This is a genomic window from Kitasatospora sp. NPDC059146, assembly GCF_042786665.1.
Classification (GTDB): domain Bacteria; phylum Actinomycetota; class Actinomycetes; order Streptomycetales; family Streptomycetaceae; genus Kitasatospora.
On sequence record NZ_JBHZCY010000166.1, the window covers coordinates 1 to 18117 of the forward strand.

Annotated in this window: 14 protein-coding genes; 10 read left to right on the top strand and 4 right to left on the bottom strand. The window is 75.8% G+C overall.

What is annotated here, in order from left to right; translation table 11 throughout:
* Positions 1–91 precede the first annotated feature (91 nt).
* Complete coding sequence (locus tag ACFXPX_RS39695; RefSeq protein ID WP_380590043.1) at positions 92–1405, bottom strand: SWIM zinc finger family protein; 1314 nt, start codon at positions 1403–1405, stop codon at positions 92–94.
* A gap of 179 nt (positions 1406–1584) precedes the next feature.
* Between ACFXPX_RS39695 and ACFXPX_RS39700 the strand changes: the two genes are divergently transcribed.
* The 5 genes from ACFXPX_RS39700 (at position 1585) to sucD (ending at position 8699) form a co-directional block, all read left to right on the top strand.
* Complete coding sequence (locus tag ACFXPX_RS39700) at positions 1585–2667, top strand: AAA family ATPase (RefSeq protein ID WP_380521189.1); 1083 nt, start codon at positions 1585–1587, stop codon at positions 2665–2667.
* Positions 2664–5048 (top strand): DUF5682 family protein, encoded by a 2385-nt coding sequence (locus tag ACFXPX_RS39705; RefSeq protein WP_380644793.1) that lies wholly within the window; start codon positions 2664–2666, stop codon positions 5046–5048. The genes ACFXPX_RS39700 and ACFXPX_RS39705 overlap by 4 nt, the downstream gene beginning before the upstream one ends.
* A gap of 45 nt (positions 5049–5093) precedes the next feature.
* Positions 5094–6275, top strand: a complete 1182-nt coding sequence (locus ACFXPX_RS39710) for a VWA domain-containing protein (protein ID WP_380644794.1) — start codon at positions 5094–5096, stop codon at positions 6273–6275.
* 342 nt (positions 6276–6617) lie between these two features.
* On the top strand, positions 6618–7790 hold the full coding sequence (gene sucC, locus ACFXPX_RS39715) for an ADP-forming succinate--CoA ligase subunit beta (protein ID WP_375882207.1): 1173 nt from the start codon (positions 6618–6620) through the stop codon (positions 7788–7790).
* An 18-nt stretch (positions 7791–7808) separates the two neighbouring features.
* Positions 7809–8699, top strand: coding sequence for a succinate--CoA ligase subunit alpha (sucD, locus tag ACFXPX_RS39720; protein WP_375882209.1), 891 nt, complete (start codon positions 7809–7811; stop codon positions 8697–8699).
* 75 nt (positions 8700–8774) lie between these two features.
* Here sucD and ACFXPX_RS39725 read toward each other — a convergent pair whose 3' ends face one another.
* The gene (locus ACFXPX_RS39725; protein WP_380644795.1) at positions 8775–10625 is read right to left on the bottom strand and encodes a LuxR C-terminal-related transcriptional regulator; all 1851 of its coding nucleotides are present in this window, start codon (positions 10623–10625) and stop codon (positions 8775–8777) included.
* Between the two features lie 132 nt (positions 10626–10757).
* Between ACFXPX_RS39725 and ACFXPX_RS39730 the strand changes: the two genes are divergently transcribed.
* Positions 10758–12218 carry a DUF6350 family protein gene (locus ACFXPX_RS39730; RefSeq protein WP_380521182.1) on the top strand — a complete coding sequence of 487 codons (1461 nt, stop codon included), beginning with the start codon at positions 10758–10760 and terminating at the stop codon, positions 12216–12218.
* Between the two features lie 65 nt (positions 12219–12283).
* Here the strand turns inward: ACFXPX_RS39730 and ACFXPX_RS39735 are convergent, their stop codons facing one another.
* Positions 12284–12967, bottom strand: coding sequence for a hypothetical protein (locus ACFXPX_RS39735; RefSeq protein ID WP_380644796.1), 684 nt, complete (start codon positions 12965–12967; stop codon positions 12284–12286).
* A 378-nt stretch (positions 12968–13345) separates the two neighbouring features.
* On the opposite strand from ACFXPX_RS39735, the gene purN reads away from it, so the two are divergent.
* Positions 13346–14005, top strand: a complete 660-nt coding sequence (gene purN, locus ACFXPX_RS39740; RefSeq protein ID WP_375882217.1) for a phosphoribosylglycinamide formyltransferase — start codon at positions 13346–13348, stop codon at positions 14003–14005.
* Complete coding sequence (gene purH, locus ACFXPX_RS39745; RefSeq protein ID WP_375882220.1) at positions 14002–15579, top strand: bifunctional phosphoribosylaminoimidazolecarboxamide formyltransferase/IMP cyclohydrolase; 1578 nt, start codon at positions 14002–14004, stop codon at positions 15577–15579. Before purN ends, purH begins: the two co-directional genes overlap by 4 nt.
* Before the next feature lie 67 nt (positions 15580–15646).
* Here the strand turns inward: purH and ACFXPX_RS39750 are convergent, their stop codons facing one another.
* Positions 15647–16258 (bottom strand): hypothetical protein, encoded by a 612-nt coding sequence (locus ACFXPX_RS39750; RefSeq protein WP_375882223.1) that lies wholly within the window; start codon positions 16256–16258, stop codon positions 15647–15649.
* Positions 16259–16730: 472 nt separating this feature from the next.
* Here ACFXPX_RS39750 and ACFXPX_RS39755 point away from each other — a divergent pair, with 472 nt between their 5' ends.
* Together ACFXPX_RS39755 and ACFXPX_RS39760 are read left to right on the top strand one after the other, a co-directional pair.
* Positions 16731–17585 carry a bifunctional methylenetetrahydrofolate dehydrogenase/methenyltetrahydrofolate cyclohydrolase gene (locus ACFXPX_RS39755; RefSeq protein ID WP_375882225.1) on the top strand — a complete coding sequence of 285 codons (855 nt, stop codon included), beginning with the start codon at positions 16731–16733 and terminating at the stop codon, positions 17583–17585.
* Positions 17586–17604: 19 nt separating this feature from the next.
* Positions 17605–18030 carry a DUF3017 domain-containing protein gene (locus tag ACFXPX_RS39760; RefSeq protein WP_380521176.1) on the top strand — a complete coding sequence of 142 codons (426 nt, stop codon included), beginning with the start codon at positions 17605–17607 and terminating at the stop codon, positions 18028–18030.
* Positions 18031–18117 lie beyond the last annotated feature (87 nt).

Genomic DNA, 18117 nt, shown 5'->3' on the forward strand with positions numbered 1-18117 from the left:
CAAGTACGTCCAGTACGAGGCCGACTCGGGCGCACGCCCAGCCGGGCGCCCAACGCCGCGCGCTGATCTGCCAAGATCCGCCGGACAGGCCCTAGACGGACGTGAGGCCGACCGGGCGGTGCTCGGCGGTCCAGGCGGTGACCGGGGCGAAACCCTGGTGGCCGTACTCGCCGAAGACCGTCAGCGGGCGGCCGGTGGAGACCGCGGCCAGCCGCCACAGGGCGGCCTCGGGGACGGCCGAGGGCCGTACCGGGACGGTGTGGTGGCCGTCCGTCAGGTGCCAGCCGTCCGGGGCGCGGACCGGGACGACCCCGGCGAGCACGGTCGGCCAGCTGTCCAGCCACGGGTCGTCGGCCACCGCGCCGCCGTACCCGGCGACCGCCTCGGCGACGGTGAGCCCGGCGGGCGGGGCGGCCGGGCCCGGCCCGGGGGCGCCGTAGCGGGTGCCGAGCACGGCGCGCAGCGGGCGGGCGCCGGGGTGGTAGGCGAGTTCGGCCTCCAGCAGGTGGCCGGTGGGCAGGGCGAGGTCGGGGGCCCGGCCGGGGCGGCCGAAGGCGAGCAGCAGGGCGGGGCGGCCGGTCTTGGCGCCGCGCAGCCAGACCCGGCGGGTGGTGAGCCGCTCGTCGGTCGCCCCTTCCATCGGCACGGTGCGGCTGCCGAGCACCAGCCAGCGGTCCCGTACGGTCGGGCCGGCGAGCACCTCGGCGGCGTCCAGGGTGTAGCCGACCCGGGCGCGGACGGTGGCGGCCAGCGCGGCCGGCAGCTCGTCGACCCGGGTGGCGGCGGTGGCCAGCAGGTGCAGCATCGCGTACTCCTCCAGCAGCCGGTCCTCCGGCAGGGTGTCCAACTCCCTTACCCGGGCGGCGAGTCCGGGGGCCTGGGCGTCGACCATCCGGGCCGCGACCTCCTCCCAGGGGCCGGCCGAGGACTGGTCGGCCAGGCCGTGCCGGATCCGGTCGGCGAGCCGCAGCCGCAGTTCGGCCGCGCCGGCCGCGACCCGGGCGCCGCGCCGCTCGGCCCGGCGGCGGGCGGCCTCCGGGTCGGCCGGGGCGCTCGCGCGCTTCTCGGCCCGTTCCCGCCGGGCCTCCAGCCATTCGGCCGCCCAGTCGGCGGGCTCGCCGGCCGGTACGGCCTCGGGGGCGCCGCTCCACAGCAGGAGGAGTCCGAGCGCGTGCTTGCACGGGAGCTTCCGGCCGGGGCAGCTGCACCGGTAGGCGGGCGTGGCGAGTTCGATCACGGTGCGGTACGGCGTGCGGCCGCCGCCCCGGCACTCGCCCCAGAGGGCGGCGCCGTCGGTGCCCGTGCCGGTCCAGGGCGCGGGCGCGGACAGCTCGCCCGCGGCCTTGCGCGACGTGGCGTCAGGGGCCAGCGACAGGACGTGTTCGGTGCTCCAGCGTTCCTCCATGCGACCGACGGTAGGCGGGGGCACTGACAGTGGCTGACGGCCCGTCCGGCGCCCGTCCGGCGGTTGTCAGTGCCGCGTTGCAAGGTGGTTCCCACAGGCCGGGACGCCGACCTGGCTCCCTCCGTTCACCTCACCACCGGGGCACCCGCGGGCCCGGCGGCCGACCTCAAGGAGCCCCCATGACCGACGTTCTGCGGCAGCACGCCGAGGACGCGTTCGCCGGCGAACTGGCCGCGCTGGCCGCCCAGGACGACCGCCCGCGCCCCGAGCGCTGGAAGCTCTCGCCGTGGGCCGTGGCGACGTACCTGCTCGGCGGCGAGCTGCCGGACGGCACCCGGATCACCCCCAAGTACATCGGTCCGCGCCGGATCGTCGAGGTCGCCGTCACCACCCTGGCGACGGACCGCGCGCTGCTGCTGCTCGGCGTGCCCGGCACCGCGAAGACCTGGGTGTCCGAGCACCTGGCCGCCGCGGTCAGCGGCGACTCCACGCTGCTGGTGCAGGGCACCGCGGGCACCCCCGAGGAGGCCGTCCGGTACGGCTGGAACTACGCCCGGCTGCTGACCCAAGGCCCCAGCCGGGACGCCCTGGTGCCCTCGCCGCTGATGCGGGCGATGGCGGACGGCAAGCTCGCCCGGATCGAGGAGCTCACCCGCATCCCGGCCGACGTGCAGGACGGCCTGATCACCATCCTGTCCGAGAAGACCCTGCCGGTACCGGAGTTGGGCGGCGAGACGCAGGCCGTGCGCGGCTTCAACGTGATCGCCACCGCCAACGACCGGGACCGCGGCGTCAACGAGCTGTCCAGCGCGCTGCGCCGCCGCTTCAACACCGTGGTGCTGCCCCTGCCCGGCTCGCTGGACGAGGAGGTCGACATCGTCACCCGCCGGGTCAACCAGCTCGGCCGCTCCCTCGACCTGCCCGAACTGCCCGGCGGCGCCGAGGAGATCAGGCGCGTGGTGACGGTCTTCCGGGAGCTGCGGGCCGGTCTCACCGTGGACGGCCGGACGAAGGTCAAGACCCCGAGCGGCACCCTCTCCACCGCCGAGGCGATCTCGGTGGTGACCAACGGCCTGGCCCTGGCCACCCACTTCGGCGACGGCGTGCTGCGCGCCGGGGACGTGACGGCCGGCATCCTCGGCGCGGTCGTCCGCGACCCGGTGGCGGACCGGGCGGTGTGGCGCGAGTACGTCGAAGGGGTGGTGCGCGAGCGCGACGGCTGGAAGGACTTCTACCGCGCGGCCCGCGAGGTGACGGCGTGACCTCGGAGGTCGCCCTGCTGGGCATCCGGCACCACGGCCCCGGCTCGGCCCGGGCGGTGGCGGCCGCGCTGGCGCAGTGGCGGCCGGACGCGGTGCTGATCGAGGGCCCGGTGGAGGCCGACGCCGTCGTCCACCTGGCGGCCGGGAAGGACCTGGTGCCGCCGGTCGCCCTGCTCGCCCACGCGGTGGACGACCCGTCGCGGGCCGCGTTCTGGCCGTACGCCGCGTTCTCCCCGGAGTGGGTGGCGATCCGGTACGCGGTGGACCACGGCCTGCCGGTGCATTTCATCGACCTGCCCGCCGGGTACGCCTTCGCGCCGGCCGCGGGGGACCGGCCCTGGGACCGGGCGGACGACCCGGCCGAGGAGGGCGGGGAGGCCGCCGAGGAACCGCCCGCGGACCCGCTGGCGCTGCTCGCCGGGGCCGCCGGCCACGACGACCCGGAGCGCTGGTGGGAGGACGTGGTCGAGCACCGCGCCCCCGGCGCGGACGCGCTGGCACCGTTCGCCGCCGTCGCCGAGGCGATGGCGGCGCTGCGCGCCGAGGGCCTCGGCGAGTCCCGCCGGGACGAACTGCGGGAGGCCCACATGCGTCAGCGGATCCGGGCCGCCCGGCGGGCCGGTCACCGCCGGATCGCCGTGGTCTGCGGCGCCTTCCACGTGCCCGCGCTGGCGACCGCGCCCACCGTCGCGCACGACCGGGCCCTGCTCGCCGGGCTGCCGAAGAGGGTGCGGGCGGACATCACCTGGATCCCGTGGACGCACCGCCGGCTCTCCCAGGCCGCCGGCTACGGCGCGGGCGTCCGGTCGCCCGGCTGGTACCACCACCTGTTCAGCACCGAGGGCGACCCGGTGCCGCGCTGGCTCACCCGGGCCGCCGACCTGCTGCGCGCCGAGGACCACCCGGTCTCCTCCGCCCACGTGATCGAGGCGGTCCGGCTCGCCGAGACCCTCGCGGTGCTGCGCGGCCGCCCGCTCGCCGGGCTGACCGAGACCCTGGACGCCGTCCGCGCGGTGCTCTGCGAGGGTTCGGACGTCGCGCTGGAACTCGTCCGGGACCGCCTGGTGGTCGGCGACGCGCTCGGCGAGGTGCCGGACGGCGCACCGGCGGTGCCGCTGCAGCGCGACCTGGCGCGGCTGCAGCGCTCGCTGCGGCTCAGACCGGAGGCCGCGCCCCGGGACCTCGACCTCGACCTGCGCAAGGACACCGACGCGGCCCGCTCCCGGCTGCTGCACCGGCTGCGGCTGCTGGGCGTCGGGTGGGGCGTGCCGGCCCGGTCCCCGGTCCACTCCACCGGCACCTTCCGGGAGAGCTGGCGGCTCTGCTGGCAGCCGGAGTTCGCGGTCCGGATCGCCGAGGCCGCCCAGTGGGGCACCACGGTGGAGCAGGCCGCCGTCGGCAAGGCGGTCGGCACCGCCCGCGCCGCCGTCGAACTCGCCGAGCTGACCGGCCTGGTGGAGACCTGCCTGCTGGCCGGGCTGTCCGGTGCGCTGCCCGCGGTGATGCGGGTGCTGGCGGACTGCGCGGCCCTGGACACCGACGTCGCGCACCTGGCGGCCGCGCTGCCGGCGCTGGTCCGGGCGCTGCGCTACGGCGACGTGCGCGGCACCGACCACGGCGCGCTGGCCGGGGCCGCGGCCGGGCTGGCCGAGCGGGTCTGCGTCGGGCTGCCACCCGCCTGCGTCGGCCTGGACGCGGACGGGGCGGCGGCGATGCGGGCCCGGATCGACGAGGTGCACGGCGCGATCGCCCTGCTCGGCCCGGGCCCGGCCGCCGCCGGCCCCGCCGCTGCCGGTACCGCTGCTGCCGCCGATGCCGCCGGGGCCCCCGACGGACTGCCCGACGGACTGCCCGAGCGCTGGGCCACCGCCTTGCGCTCGTTGGCCCGCCGCGAGCCCGCCGGCTCCCCGGCCACCGGCGTCCCCGGCCTGCTGCGCGGCCGCGCCGTCCGGCTGCTGCTCGACGACGGCCGGTTGGACGCGGAGGCGGTCGGCCGACGGCTCCGGCTGGTGCTGTCGACGGCCAACGCCCCGGCCGACGCGGCCGGTTGGGTCGAGGGCTTCCTCGCCGGCGGCGGCGCCCTGCTGCTGCACGACCCCCGGCTGCTCGCCCTGCTGGACGAGTGGCTCTGCGGGGTCGGCGGCGAGGTGTTCACCGATGTCCTGCCACTGCTGCGGCGCACCTTCGCCGGGCTGGAGGCGGGCGTGCGCACCACCATCGGCGCCCGGGTCGCGGCCGGTCCGCTGGACGCCGCCCCGGCGGCGCCCGGGACCGGCGGCGCACTGGACCCGGACCGCGCCGACGCGGCCGTCCCGGTGCTGGCCGTCCTGCTCGGCGTCCGCCCGCGGATCCCCCGCCAGCCCGCCGGCCGCGACACCTGACCCCGGCCGCCACCCCCGACCCGCCCGCCGCACCAGGAGGACCCGATGGCAGCGACCCCGACCGACGAACGGCTGCGCCGCTGGCGCCTGGTGCTCGGCGGCGCGGCCGACGGGACCGGCTGCACCCTGCGCGGTCGCGACGCCGCGATGGACGGCGCCCTCGCCGCGCTCTACCGGGGTGCGCCGGAGGAGGGCGGCAGGACGCCCCGGGGCGGCCGCCGCGCGGCCGGGCTGGGCGGTTCGGCCCCGCAGGTGGCCCGCTGGCTGGGCGACATCCGGGAGTACTTCCCGTCCACCGTCGTCCAGCTGATGCAGCAGGACGCGATCACCCGGCTCGGCCTGGACCGGCTGCTGCTGGAGCCGGAGATGCTGGAGGCCGTCGAGCCGGACGTGCACCTGGTCGGCACCCTGCTGTCGCTCCGGCACGCGCTGCCCGAGACCACCCGGGAGACCGCCCGGGCCGTGGTCGGCAAGGTGGTCGCCGACCTGGAGCGCCGACTGGCGGACCGGACCAGGACCACCCTGGGCGGAGCCCTGGACCGCAGCGCCCGGGTGAACCGGCCGCGCCACCGGGACATCGACTGGGACCGGACGATCCGGGCCAACCTGAGGAACTACCTGCCCGAGCACGGCACCGTCGTGCCCGAGCGGCTGGTCGGCCACGCCCGGGCCCGGCGGGCGGTGAGGAAGGACGTCATCCTCTGCGTCGACCAGTCCGGCTCGATGGCGCCGTCCGTCGTCCACGCCGCGGTGTTCGGCGCGGTGCTCGCCTCGATGCCCAGCCTGGACACCCGGCTGGTCGTCTTCGACACCTCGGTGGTCGACCTCACCGAGCAGTTGACCGACCCGGTGGACGTCCTGTTCGCCACCCGGCTCGGCGGCGGCACCGACATCGACCGGGCCCTCGCCTACTGCCAGTCGAGGATCACCCGGCCGTCGGAGACCGTCGTGGTGCTGATCAGCGACCTGTACGAGGGCGGTGTCCGGGACGGCATGCTGCGGCGGGTCGCCGCGATGAAGGCGGCGGGCGTCCAGTTCGTCGCGCTGCTCGCGCTGTCCGACGAGGGCGCCCCCGCGTACGACCACGCCCACGCCGCCGCCCTGGCCGCGCTCGGCGCCCCGGCCTTCGCCTGCACCCCGGACGCCTTCCCCGGGATCATGGCGGCGGCGATCGAGAAGCGTCCGATCCCGCAGCACCCGACGGTGGCGGCCGACGGGGAGCCCTGACCGGGAGCCCCTGACCGGGAGCTTTGACCGGGGGGTGACGACTTCACTCGAACGTGTGAATCACTCGATCGGTGGACCGCGGGTGCCGTCGACGGCCGGAGGCCGATCTGTGACGGTTCTCACCCATGGCGGACAGGCCCCGGGCGGAACAGTCCCGTCCCACGGGGATAACCTGCCAGACGGACGTGACGCGCGTGTTGATTGACGTGTGCGCCCGTGGCTGTGTGGGCCGCAAGGCCGTACCTCTGCGTACCCGCACCGCTTCGACGACCCGCAGCGAAGATCCTGCCGTGGCACGCTCGTAGAGACACAATCCGCGACCACGAACAAGGACGAACACACGTGGACCTGTTCGAGTACCAGGCGAGGGACCTCTTCGCCAAGCACGGCGTGCCCGTGCTTGACGGTGATGTCATCGAGACCCCCGAAGCCGCTCGCGCCATCGCCGAGCGCTTCGGCGGACGCGCCGTCGTCAAGGCTCAGGTGAAGGTCGGCGGCCGTGGCAAGGCCGGTGGCGTGAAGCTCGCCGCCGACCCGGCCGACGCCGTCGCCAAGGCCGAGGCGATCCTCGGTATGGACATCAAGGGCCACACCGTTCACAAGGTGATGCTGGCCCAGACCGCGGACATCAAGGACGAGTACTACGTCTCGTTCCTGCTGGACCGCACCAACCGCACCTTCCTGGCCATGGCCAGCGTCGAGGGCGGCGTGGAGATCGAGGTCGTCGCCGAGCAGAACCCCGAGGCGCTCGCCAAGATCCCGGTCGACGCCAACGAGGGCTGCACCCCGGAGAAGGCCGCCGAGATCGTCGCCGCGGCGAAGTTCCCGGCCGAGGTCGCCGACCAGGTCGCCGACGTCCTGCAGAAGCTGTGGACCGTCTTCATCAAGGAGGACGCCCTCCTCGTCGAGGTCAACCCGCTGATCAAGTCCGGCGACGGCAAGATCATCGCGCTCGACGGCAAGGTCTCCCTGGACGAGAACGCCGAGTTCCGTCAGCCCGAGCACGAGGCGCTCGAGGACAAGGCCGCGGCCAACCCGCTGGAGGCCGCTGCCAAGGCCAAGGGCCTGAACTACGTCAAGCTCGACGGCCAGGTCGGCATCATCGGCAACGGCGCGGGCCTCGTCATGAGCACCCTCGACGTGGTCGCCTACGCCGGTGAGAACCACGGCGGCGTCAAGCCCGCCAACTTCCTGGACATCGGTGGCGGCGCCTCCGCCGAGGTCATGGCGAACGGCCTGGAGATCATCCTGGGCGACCCCGACGTCAAGTCGGTCTTCGTCAACGTCTTCGGTGGCATCACCGCCTGTGACGCGGTCGCCAACGGCATCGTGCAGGCCCTCGCGCTCCTGGAGAGCAAGGGCGAGAACGTCACCAAGCCGCTGGTCGTCCGCCTGGACGGCAACAACGCGGAGCTGGGTCGCAAGATCCTCGACGACGCCAACCACCCGCTGGTCCAGCGCGTGGACACCATGGACGGCGCCGCTGACCGCGCCGCCGAGCTGGCCAACAAGTAAGGAAGGGGACTTAACACCATGGCTATCTTCCTTACCAAGGACAGCAAGGTCATCGTCCAGGGCATGACCGGCGCCGAGGGCATGAAGCACACCCGCCGCATGCTCGCCTCCGGCACCCAGATCGTCGGCGGTGTCAACCCGCGCAAGGCCGGCACCACGGTCGACGTCGACGGCACCGAGATCCCGGTCTTCGGCTCCGTCGCCGAGGCCATGAAGGAGACCGGCGCCGACGTCTCCGTCCTCTTCGTGCCGCCGGCCTTCACCAAGGCCGCCGTCATCGAGGCCATCGACGCCGAGATCGGCCTGGCCGTCGTCATCACCGAGGGCGTTCCGGTGCACGACACCGCCGCCTTCTGGGCGCACGCCGGTTCGAAGGGCAACAAGACCCGGATCATCGGCCCGAACTGCCCCGGCCTGATCAGCCCCGGACAGTCGAACGCCGGCATCATCCCGGCCGACATCACCACCTCCGGCAAGATCGGTCTGGTCTCGAAGTCGGGCACCCTGACCTACCAGCTCATGTACGAGCTGCGCGACATCGGCTTCTCCTCGGCCGTGGGCATCGGCGGTGACCCGGTCATCGGGACCACCCACATCGACGCCCTCAAGGCCTTCCAGGAGGACCCGGAGACCGAGATCATCGTCATGATCGGTGAGATCGGTGGCGACGCCGAGGAGCGTGCCGCGGCCTACATCGCCGAGCACGTCACCAAGCCGGTCGTCGGCTACGTCGCGGGCTTCACCGCCCCCGAGGGCAAGACCATGGGCCACGCCGGCGCCATCGTCTCGGGCTCCTCGGGCACCGCCCAGGCGAAGAAGGAGGCCCTCGAGGCCGCCGGTGTCAAGGTCGGCAAGACGCCGTCCGAGACCGCCCGCCTGGCCCGCGAGATCATCGCCGCCAAGGGCTGATCCCGGTCACCCGCGCGCCGAGCGCCCCCGCCCCTGTGGGCGGGGGCGCTCGCCGTTCCCGGTGCCGTCGGCGCGTCAGTGCCCCGGACCGGTGGCGCAGGGCAGCGGCGACCAGGTCGGGCACACCGCCGGGTCCTGCTGCGGCGGCGGGGCCACGCCCCGGGCCGCGGCCGGCAGCTCCCAGCGCGCGACCGCCTGGGCCTGCGGCTCCGCCACCACCGCCTCCAGCCCCGGCGTCGGACTGCACCACAGGCTGGTGATGCCGTTCGGCGCCCCGCCCGGCAGCAGCGGCACGCCCGGGGCCTCCACCTCCGCCGTCGGGGCCGGCACGCAGAGCGCGGGGACCGGCTGCTCCGGCCGGTGGAACAGCGCCGCCGGACGCAGCCCGGAGAGCGTCGCCACCGTCGCCCCGCCCACGGCCACCGTCAGCAGCACCGCCGCGCCCGTCCGGGCGGCCGTGCCCATCCGGTGCTTGGCCCGCAGCACCGGCACCGGCGCCCGGTGCGGCTCCGGGCAGCCCCGCACCGCCGCCCGGTGCAGCAGCCCGCTCAGCCCGTCCGCGAACCCCGGCGCCGCCGGGTCCGGCCCCACCAGCTCCGGCACCCACTGCGCCAGCGCCGTCCGCGCCGCCCACACCCGCCCCTCGGCGGCCGCCCGGGTCGACTCCACCTCCACCGCGACCGCCGCCGCCGGCAGCCCCAGCCCGTCGTGCAGCACCAGCGCCCGCCGCTGCGGCCGGGACAGCCGCCGCAGGGCCTTCAACAGCGCCTTGTCCCGGTCGGTCAGCCGGTCGTGGTCCGGCAGCACCGACTGGGCCTCGTCGGCCGGCCGGACCCGGATCCGCCGGTGCGGCAGCGTCCACGCGTGCACCCGCCGGGGGCCGCCGCGCCGCCACGGCGACAGCGCCAGCTCGCAGGCCCGCACCCGCACCCAGCCCTCCGGATCGCCCGAGCCGACCACCCCGCCCCAGTCCTGCCGGGCCTCCCCGAACGCCCGCCGCACGCAGTGCACCGCGCGGTGGCGGCAGGCGGTCAGCAGGAACACCTGCTGCACCAGCCGGGTGTGCGCGGCCTCGTACAGCTCCTCGAAGCTCTCCGTCAGGTCCCGTCCGTGGCCCGCCTCGCTGAGGGCCGCGCTGATCCGTTCACGGGAGTCGGCGGCGTCCCGCCCGCCGGGGGCGGAACCGGAACCGGAACCGGAACCGGGACCGGCCACGGACGCGGTCGCGGGCCGGGCGGCCGCGGGTGGCTGCGGAGCGGCCGGGCCCGGGGCGGCGGTCGGGGCGGTGACCGCGGCGGCGGTGGCGGCGGTGGGGGCGCCCGGCTTGCGCCCGGCCCCCTGTGGGCCGCGCGTGCCGTCCGCGGGACGACGGCGCCGACCCTCGGGCTTGCCCGGGGCTGGCCCAGGGCGCGCGGACGGGCCCTGCGGCTGGCCCTGGTGCTGGCCGGACTGCTGGCCCGGCCCGGAGGCCGCCGGGGTGCCGGGCTCGCCGTGCGCCGTCGACCGGCCGGGGCCGGTGCCGGGTCCGCTGCCGGGTCCGCTGCCGACGCCGGGGGAGCGGTGGCGGCGGTCGCTGTCGGTGCCGGGCTTCCCGCCGGTCGGGGTGGTCTTGGTCATGCCGCTGCGTTCTCCCGGGGCAGTGGGGGCCACTCGCGTACGGTCGGTGCCGGTGGGGGCGGCCGGGGGGCGCCGGCCCGGGCCGGTCGGGGGTGCGGTCCTGAGCAGGGCGATCGCGGCGGCTTCGGTGGGGCAGCCGAGTTTGCGCATGGCCCGGTGCAGATAACTGCGGGCGGTCGCGGTGGTGACGCCGAGTGCGGCGGCGGTGTGATCGAGGCCGTGTCCGGCGGCCAGGTGGGTGAGGGCCTGGGCCTCACGGGGGGTCAGCTTCCGCAGGGGATCGGTGGCACGGGCGGGTGGCGTGGTCATCAGACGCTCCGGGCCGGGGCGGCGGCGGCTTGGGGGCAGGGTCTGAAAAGGCGCATAAGACAATAATCTGGGACACGGCGGCGGTTTGCCGGTTCACGGAGCATGGCGAGTCGCCTTGGCACCATGAGGCGCATGACGCAGCTGATGGGCCGTCCGCTCCTGGAAGTGCCCGGCGAATTGGGTGGACGCCCGGCGCTGGCCGACCTGTTGGCGGGGGTGCGGACGGCGCTGGTCGGTCTCGCGGTGGTCGGGGTGCCGGTCCTCGGGCTCTGGGTGGCGACGCCGTACGCGGACTCCGATGCGGCCGGTGCCACCCGGTTGGCGGGTGCGCTCTGGCTGCTCGGGCACGGCGCGCCGGTCCTGCGCGGCGGCGCGGACGCCCCGCTGACGGTCACTCCGCTGCTGCTCGGGGCCCTGGCCGTGGTGCGGCTGTACCGGGCGGGGGCCGGGGTGGCGGCACGGCGGGGGCTGCGCTCGCGCTGGGGCGGCCCGCTGGCGCTCTGGGCGGGGTACTGCGCGGTGGCGGTCGTGGTGGCGCTGCACAGCGCGGGCGCCGGGCTGTTCCGCAGCCGGGTGCTGCCGGACCTGCTGGTGGTGGGCCTGGTGGCCGGGCTGGCGACGGCGGCGGGCGCACGGTCCGGCGGAGCCGCCGGGACGGAGGGGGCCGGGGGCGCGGCGCGGATCCATGCCGAGGCGCTGTTCGACCGGCTCCCGCCGGGCTGGCGGCCGACCGGGGGCACGCCCGCGGTGTGCCGGGCGGCGGGTGCGGCCGCGGCGGGGCTGCTCGCGGCGGGCGGGCTGCTGGTGGCGGTGGCGGCGGTGCTGGACGCGGTGGCCGGGGGCGGGCGCGGGATGGCGCTGCTCGGCGGCGGGCCCGCCGCGCTGGTCGGGCTGCTGCTGGTCACCGTGGTGCTGCTGCCGAACGCGGTGCTGTGGGGCGCCGCGTACGCGCTGGGCCCGGGCTTCGAGGTCGGCGCCGGGTCGCTGGTGTCGCCGGGCGGGACGGAACTCGGCGCGGTGCCGGAGTTCCCGCTGTTCGCCCTGCTGCCCCAGGAGGGCCCGGGCGGCTGGCGGCTGGCCGCGCTGCTGCTCCCGCTGCTGGCGGGGCTGGTGCCCGCGCTCCTGCTGGGCCGGGCGGCGGCGGGCCGGCCCTCCCCGGCGGGCGGGGGCGGACCGTGGCCGCCCGCGGCGACGGCGACGGCGGCCCTGGCGGCCGCGCTGCTGCTCGGCACCGGGGCGACGGTGCTGGGCTGGCTGTCCGGCGGGGCGCTGGCGGCCGAGCGGATGGCCCGGCTCGGGCCGGTGCCGTGGTGGACGGGCCTGGCGGCGGCGGGCTGGCTCGCTCTGGTGGCGGTGCCGGGCGCCCTGCTGGTGCGGTACCGCGCGCTCGGCCCCGCCCCGGCCGAGGACCCGGCCGAGGCACTGGACGACGACCTGGCCGGGGCTCCGGCCGGGGACCTGGTCCGGGCCCCGGCGTCCGTCGCGGGCGCCTACGCCCGGCTCGCGACCCGGACGCGCGGGAGCGCGCTGCGGCTGCGCGCCGGTGCCCACGCCCTCGTGCTGCGGCTGTCCGCCCGGCGCCCCGCCGACTGACCCCGGTCGGGCCGGCCGTTCGGCGTTCCCGCTCCTGGGCGCTCCCGCTACTCGGCGCGTTCCCGCTACTCGGCGTTCCCGCTGAAGTCCACGTACCACTGCGGCGCGTACCGGTCGCAGTTCTCGGCGCCGACGTTGGTGAGCGAGTCCCGCACGCAGGTGACGTAGTCCCGGTAGTGGACGCTGAGCCCGATCACCGAGGTGGCGACCATGACGGTCATCGCGCCGGTGAGGATCCCGGCGAGCGCGGCCGGGGTGAGCGGGTTCGGCGCCGGGGCACCGACGGGGCCGGTCTGACCGTACGGGCCGGCCTGGCCGTACGCCCCGGCCGGTGCCGCGGCGGGAGCCGGGGCGGTCGCGGTCCGCCCGGCCCGGAGCGCGCCGACGCCCCAGACGATGCCGAGCACGCCGGCCAGCAGGGCGATCCAGTGGAAGCCGGTGAACAGGCAGACCAGCGCGAACGGTCCGGCCAGCGCGGCGTTGCGCGCCTTGCGGTGGGCCGGGTTCGCCAGGTCGAGCCGGGGCGGCTGCGGACCCTGGGGGCGACGGCCGGGCCCGCCCTCGCCGGGGCCCGGTCCCCACTGCTGGGGGTGCGGCGGGCGGTCGCCGCCGGGACCGCCGGCCTGGCCGCCGTCGCCCTCCGGACCCTGGCTGGGCCAGGGGCTGCGCGGCCGCCACGGCTGGTCCGGGGCGTCCGCGGGCGGCGGCGCGAAGGGGTTGCGCTCGTCGGTGTCGTCGCCGCTGCTCATGGGTTCAGCCGTTCCTTCTCGGTCGGGGCTCGTGCGGAGGGTCGCGCTCGGGGGCGGTCTCCTCCGCCCCAATGATCCCGCAAGCGTTCGAGGGCCCGTCGGGGGCCTGCCCGTACCGGGGCCGGTCGCCCGTAACTCCGGTGCGGAGGGCCCGAGGAGATCCCCGTCTCAACTACGCGCGTAGCGCCGGAGGGAGGGTGCGGGGGGCCTCCGACCAGCCGTTATCGTGGTGACGGTCAGCAGCTCCCACGGGTTCCCCCGGTCCCGCGTCGCGGCGGGTTCTCCTGGTGTTCCCCCTCGCTCGACCTGCCGTTCGTAGTGGCCCCACCGCCGGTGGACGTACCAGCGGGCGGCGCCCGACCTACGGAGAATCGCGCAGTGGCCGCCGCCCCCGCCCAGCTCTTCCCGCCCCGTACGCCCGGACCGGCCCGCCTGGTGGTGCTGGTCTCCGGCTCCGGCACCAACCTCCAGGCCCTGATCGACGCCGCCGCCGACCCGGCGTACGGCGCCGGGATCGTGGCCGTGGGCGCGGACCGGGACGGGATCGCCGGCCTGGAGCGTGCCGAGCGGGCGGGCCTGCCGACCTTCGTCCACCGGGTGAAGGACTTCGCGGACCGGGCCGACTGGGACCGCGCGCTGACCGCCTCCGTCGCCGCCCACCAGCCCGACCTGGTGGTCACGGCCGGCTTCATGAAGATCCTCGGCCCCGAGTTCATCGCGGCCTTCGCGGGGCGGATCGTCAACACCCACCCCGCACTGCTGCCGTCCTTCCCCGGCGCCCACGGCGTCACCGACGCGCTCGCGTACGGGGTGAGGGTCACCGGCTGCACCGTCCACCTGGTCGACGCCGGAGTGGACACCGGGCCGATCATCGCGCAGGGCGTCGTCGAGGTGCTCGACGCCGACCACGCCGATGGCGGCGACGCGCTGCACGAGCGCATCAAGACTGTCGAGCGCAAGCTGCTCGTCGACGTCGTGGGCCGGCTGGCCCGCGAAGGTCACCGCATCGAGGACCGAAAGGTATGGATCCCGGCATGAGCGCGAGCTCCACCACGCCCCCCGTTTCGGAGAACATCCGTCCGATCCGTCGCGCGCTGATCAGCGTGTACGACAAGACCGGTCTGGAGGAGCTGGCCCAGGGCCTGCACGCCGCCGGGGTCGCCATCGTCTCCACCGGCTCCACCGCCGGCCGGATCGCCGCCGCCGGCGTCCCGGTGACGGAGGTCTCCGAGCTGACCGGCTTCCCGGAGTGCCTGGACGGGCGCGTGAAGACGCTGCACCCGCGCGTGCACGCCGGCGTGCTCGCCGACCTGCGCCTGGAGTCGCACCGCGCGCAGCTGGCCGAGCTCGGTGTCGAGCCCTTCGACCTGGTCGTGGTGAACCTCTACCCGTTCAAGGCCACCGTCGCCTCGGGCGCCACCCCGGACGAGTGCGTCGAGCAGATCGACATCGGCGGCCCGAGCATGGTCCGCGCCGCCGCCAAGAACCACCCGTCGGTGGCCGTCGTGGTCGACCCGGCCCGCTACGCCGACGTGCTGACCGCCGTCCGCGAGGGCGGCTTCGACCTGGCCACCCGCAAGCGCCTGGCCGGTGCCGCGTTCGCCCACACCGCCGCCTACGACGTGGCCGTCGCCTCCTGGTTCGAGGCCGGCTACGCCCCCAGCGACGAGCGGTTCCCGGAGTTCCTGGGCGCCACCTGGGAGCGCCAGAACGTGCTCCGCTACGGCGAGAACCCGCACCAGGGCGCCGCGCTGTACAGCGACGGCACCGGCGGCCTGGCCGGTGCCCAGCAGCTGCACGGCAAGGAGATGTCGTACAACAACTACGTCGACACCGACGCCGCCCGCCGCGCCGCGTACGACCACGCCGAGCCGGCCGTCGCGATCATCAAGCACGCCAACCCGTGCGGCATCGCGACCGGCGCCGACGTCGCCGAGGCGCACCGCAAGGCGCACGAGTGCGACCCGGTCTCCGCGTACGGCGGCGTGATCGCGGTCAACCGCCCGGTCACCGTCGAGCTGGCCGAGCAGATCGCCCCGATCTTCACCGAGGTCGTGGTGGCCCCCGGGTACGAGGACGGCGCGGTCGAGGTGCTGGCCCGGAAGAAGAACCTGCGGGTGCTGGTCGCCCCCGGGGCCCCGGCCAACCACCAGGAGGTCCGCCCGATCTCCGGCGGCGTGCTGCTCCAGGACGCGGACCGGGTGCAGGCCGAGGGCGACGACCCGGCGAACTGGACGCTGGCCGCCGGCGAGGCGCTGTCCGCGGCCGAGCTGGCCGAGCTGGCCTTCGCCTGGCGGGCCTGCCGGGCCGTCAAGTCCAACGCGATCCTGCTGGCCAAGGACGGCGCCTCGGTCGGCGTCGGCATGGGCCAGGTCAACCGGGTCGACTCCTGCAAGCTCGCGGTCGAGCGGGCCGGCGAGCGGGCCAAGGGCTCGTACGCCGCCTCGGACGCCTTCTTCCCGTTCCCGGACGGCCCGGAGATCCTGATCGCCGCCGGTGTCCGGGCGATCGTCCAGCCGGGCGGTTCGATCCGTGACGAGCAGGTCGTCGAGGCGGCCCGGGAGGCCGGCGTGACGATGTACTTCACCGGCGCCCGCCACTTCTTCCACTGAGCGGCACGAAGCGGCCCGGTCCCTCGGTCGAGGGGCCGGGCCGCTTCGTCGTGGTCGTGCCGTGTGCTCAGTAGCGCGGCCGGTTGAACCAGCCGGAGCCCTCCTGGGTGCACATGGCGGTGATCCAGATGATGCTGATGGCCAGCCACAGACCGGCCATCACATAGCCGATGGCGGTGCCGGCGCTGACGGCGCCCGCCAGGATCAGCAGGCCGACCAGGCTGCCGAGCGAGCCGTACACGATGGTGGTGATCCGGACGTTGTTGCCGCCCTTGCCGAACTTGGCGCCCAGCGTGATGGAGAGCGCGGCGAACAGCGCGAACAGGACCGCGACGACGATCAGGATGCCGGCGGCGGCGTCGCCCAGCGCGGTGAACGGGTTGTCGCTGGTGGTCGCCTTGGCCGTGTTGGTGACGTCCTTGGCGGCGGCGCCTATGAGCAGGTAGACCAGCGCGAGGATCGCCTGCACACCGCCCACGATGAACAGCAGCACCCGGGCGGTCGTCACCAGGCCCGGCATGGACTGCGGCACGGCCGGCGCGTAGCCGTAACCGGGGGCCGCCTGGGGCGGGTAGCCGTAGCCCGGCGCGGGCTGCGGCGGGGCCTGCTGCGGGTAGCCGTAGCCCGGCGCGGGCGGCTGCTGGCCGTACGGGTTGTTCGGGTCGGGCGGGTAACTCATGGATGCCTCCGGGCAGTTGCGGGAACGCGGGGACGGGACGGCGGAGGGCCCGGTTGCGGCCGGCGAGTCGGGTCGCCGACGGAACGGGACGGTATCGGAGCGCGGTGACAGCCCGGCGGCGGTGACGGGCGCGGCCGGCTCAGTGCTGTGACGGGCCAGTGATCGAACGCGAGGACGGGCACGGCGCGGTGAGGGCGCCGTGGCGGTCTGGCTGCGCGGTGTGCTGTGGTCGGATCACTGGCTCTTTCCCCCGGGTACGCCCTGCTGCGGGACCGTCGGCCCGTCACCGGGCCCGGTCGCGGCAGGGGATGCCCGCATATCGTCAACCGGACGGCAGCGCGCTGTCCAGCCGGTTGTGGGCGTGGTGCGGAGACTGTGGCGCAACCGCAACGTGGTGCGGGCCTTCCGTGCCCGTCCGGTCGCCGGGGCGGCCCCGGTACGGGAGGCGGCCGCGATCCGGGAGAATGGGGTCATGACTGCCCAGATTCTCGATGGCAAGGCCACCGCCGCCGCGATCAAGTCCGAACTCGCCGCCCGCGTGGCGGCCCTCAAGGCGAAGGGCGTCACGCCCGGCCTCGGCACCGTCCTGGTCGGCGACGACCCGGGCAGCCGCTGGTACGTCAACGGCAAGCACAAGGACTGCGCCGAGGTCGGCATCGCCTCGATCCAGCGCGAGCTGCCCGCCACCGCCACCCAGCAGGACGTCGAGGACGTCGTCCGCGAGCTCAACGCCGACCCGACCTGCACCGGCTACATCGTCCAGCTGCCGCTGCCCAAGGGCCTGGACCAGAACCCGGTCCTGGAGCTGATGGACCCGGACAAGGACGCCGACGGCCTGCACCCGACCTCGCTCGGCCGGCTGGCCCTGGGCATCGAGGGCCCGCTGCCCTGCACCCCGCTGGGCATCGTCGAGCTGCTGCGCCGGCACGAGGTCGAGATCGACGGCGCCGAGGTCGTCGTGGTCGGCCGCGGCGTCACCGTCGGCCGCTCGATCGGCCTGCTGCTGACCCGCCGCAGCGAGAACGCCACCGTGACCCTGTGCCACACCGGCACCCGGGACCTCGGCGCGCACCTGCGCAAGGCCGACATCATCGTGGCCGCCGCGGGCGTGCCGCACCTGGTCAAGCCGGAGGACGTCAAGGCGGGCGCCGCGGTGCTGGACGTCGGCGTCAGCCGCAGCGAGGGCAAGATCGTCGGCGACGTGCACCCGGGGGTGGCCGAGGTGGCCGGCTGGATCTCCCCGAACCCCGGCGGCGTGGGCCCGATGACCCGCGCGATGCTGCTCAACAACATCGTCGAGGCGGCCGAGCGCCGCGCCGGCGTCTGACCCCCGAGGGACGGCGAGCATGACTGAACCGCGTCCGGCGCGGTCCCGGCAACGGCCGGTCAAGACCACCGGCACCCTGCCGCCCGAGGGGGCCGCCCCGGCCCTCGGGCGCGACCACGCCCTGCCGGTCCGGCAGTGGCCGATAACGCTGGTCCTGTCGGTGGTCGGCGCCGGCCTCGCGGTCACCTGGCTCGCCGACTTCAAGGACGGCTTCAAGTACGGGCTGCTGATCCTCGGCACCGGCGTGCTGCTCGGCGCGGTGCTGCGGCTGGTGCTGCCCGAGGTCGGGATGCTGGCCGTGCGCAGCCGCTTCACCGACGTGATCGTGCTGGCCTTCCTGGGCGCCTCGATCGTGCTGCTGACCCTGGTCGCGCAGCCGAACCCGTGGCTGGAGATCCCGCTGCTGGACAACATCGGCCAGCTGATCGGCCGGCCCAAGCGCTGAGCCGCGGCCCGGCGGCGCCGAGCAGCGGTAGGGCGCCGAGCGCCGCGGCCCCGTCCGGGACTCCCGGACGGGGCCGCGGCGTGTTCC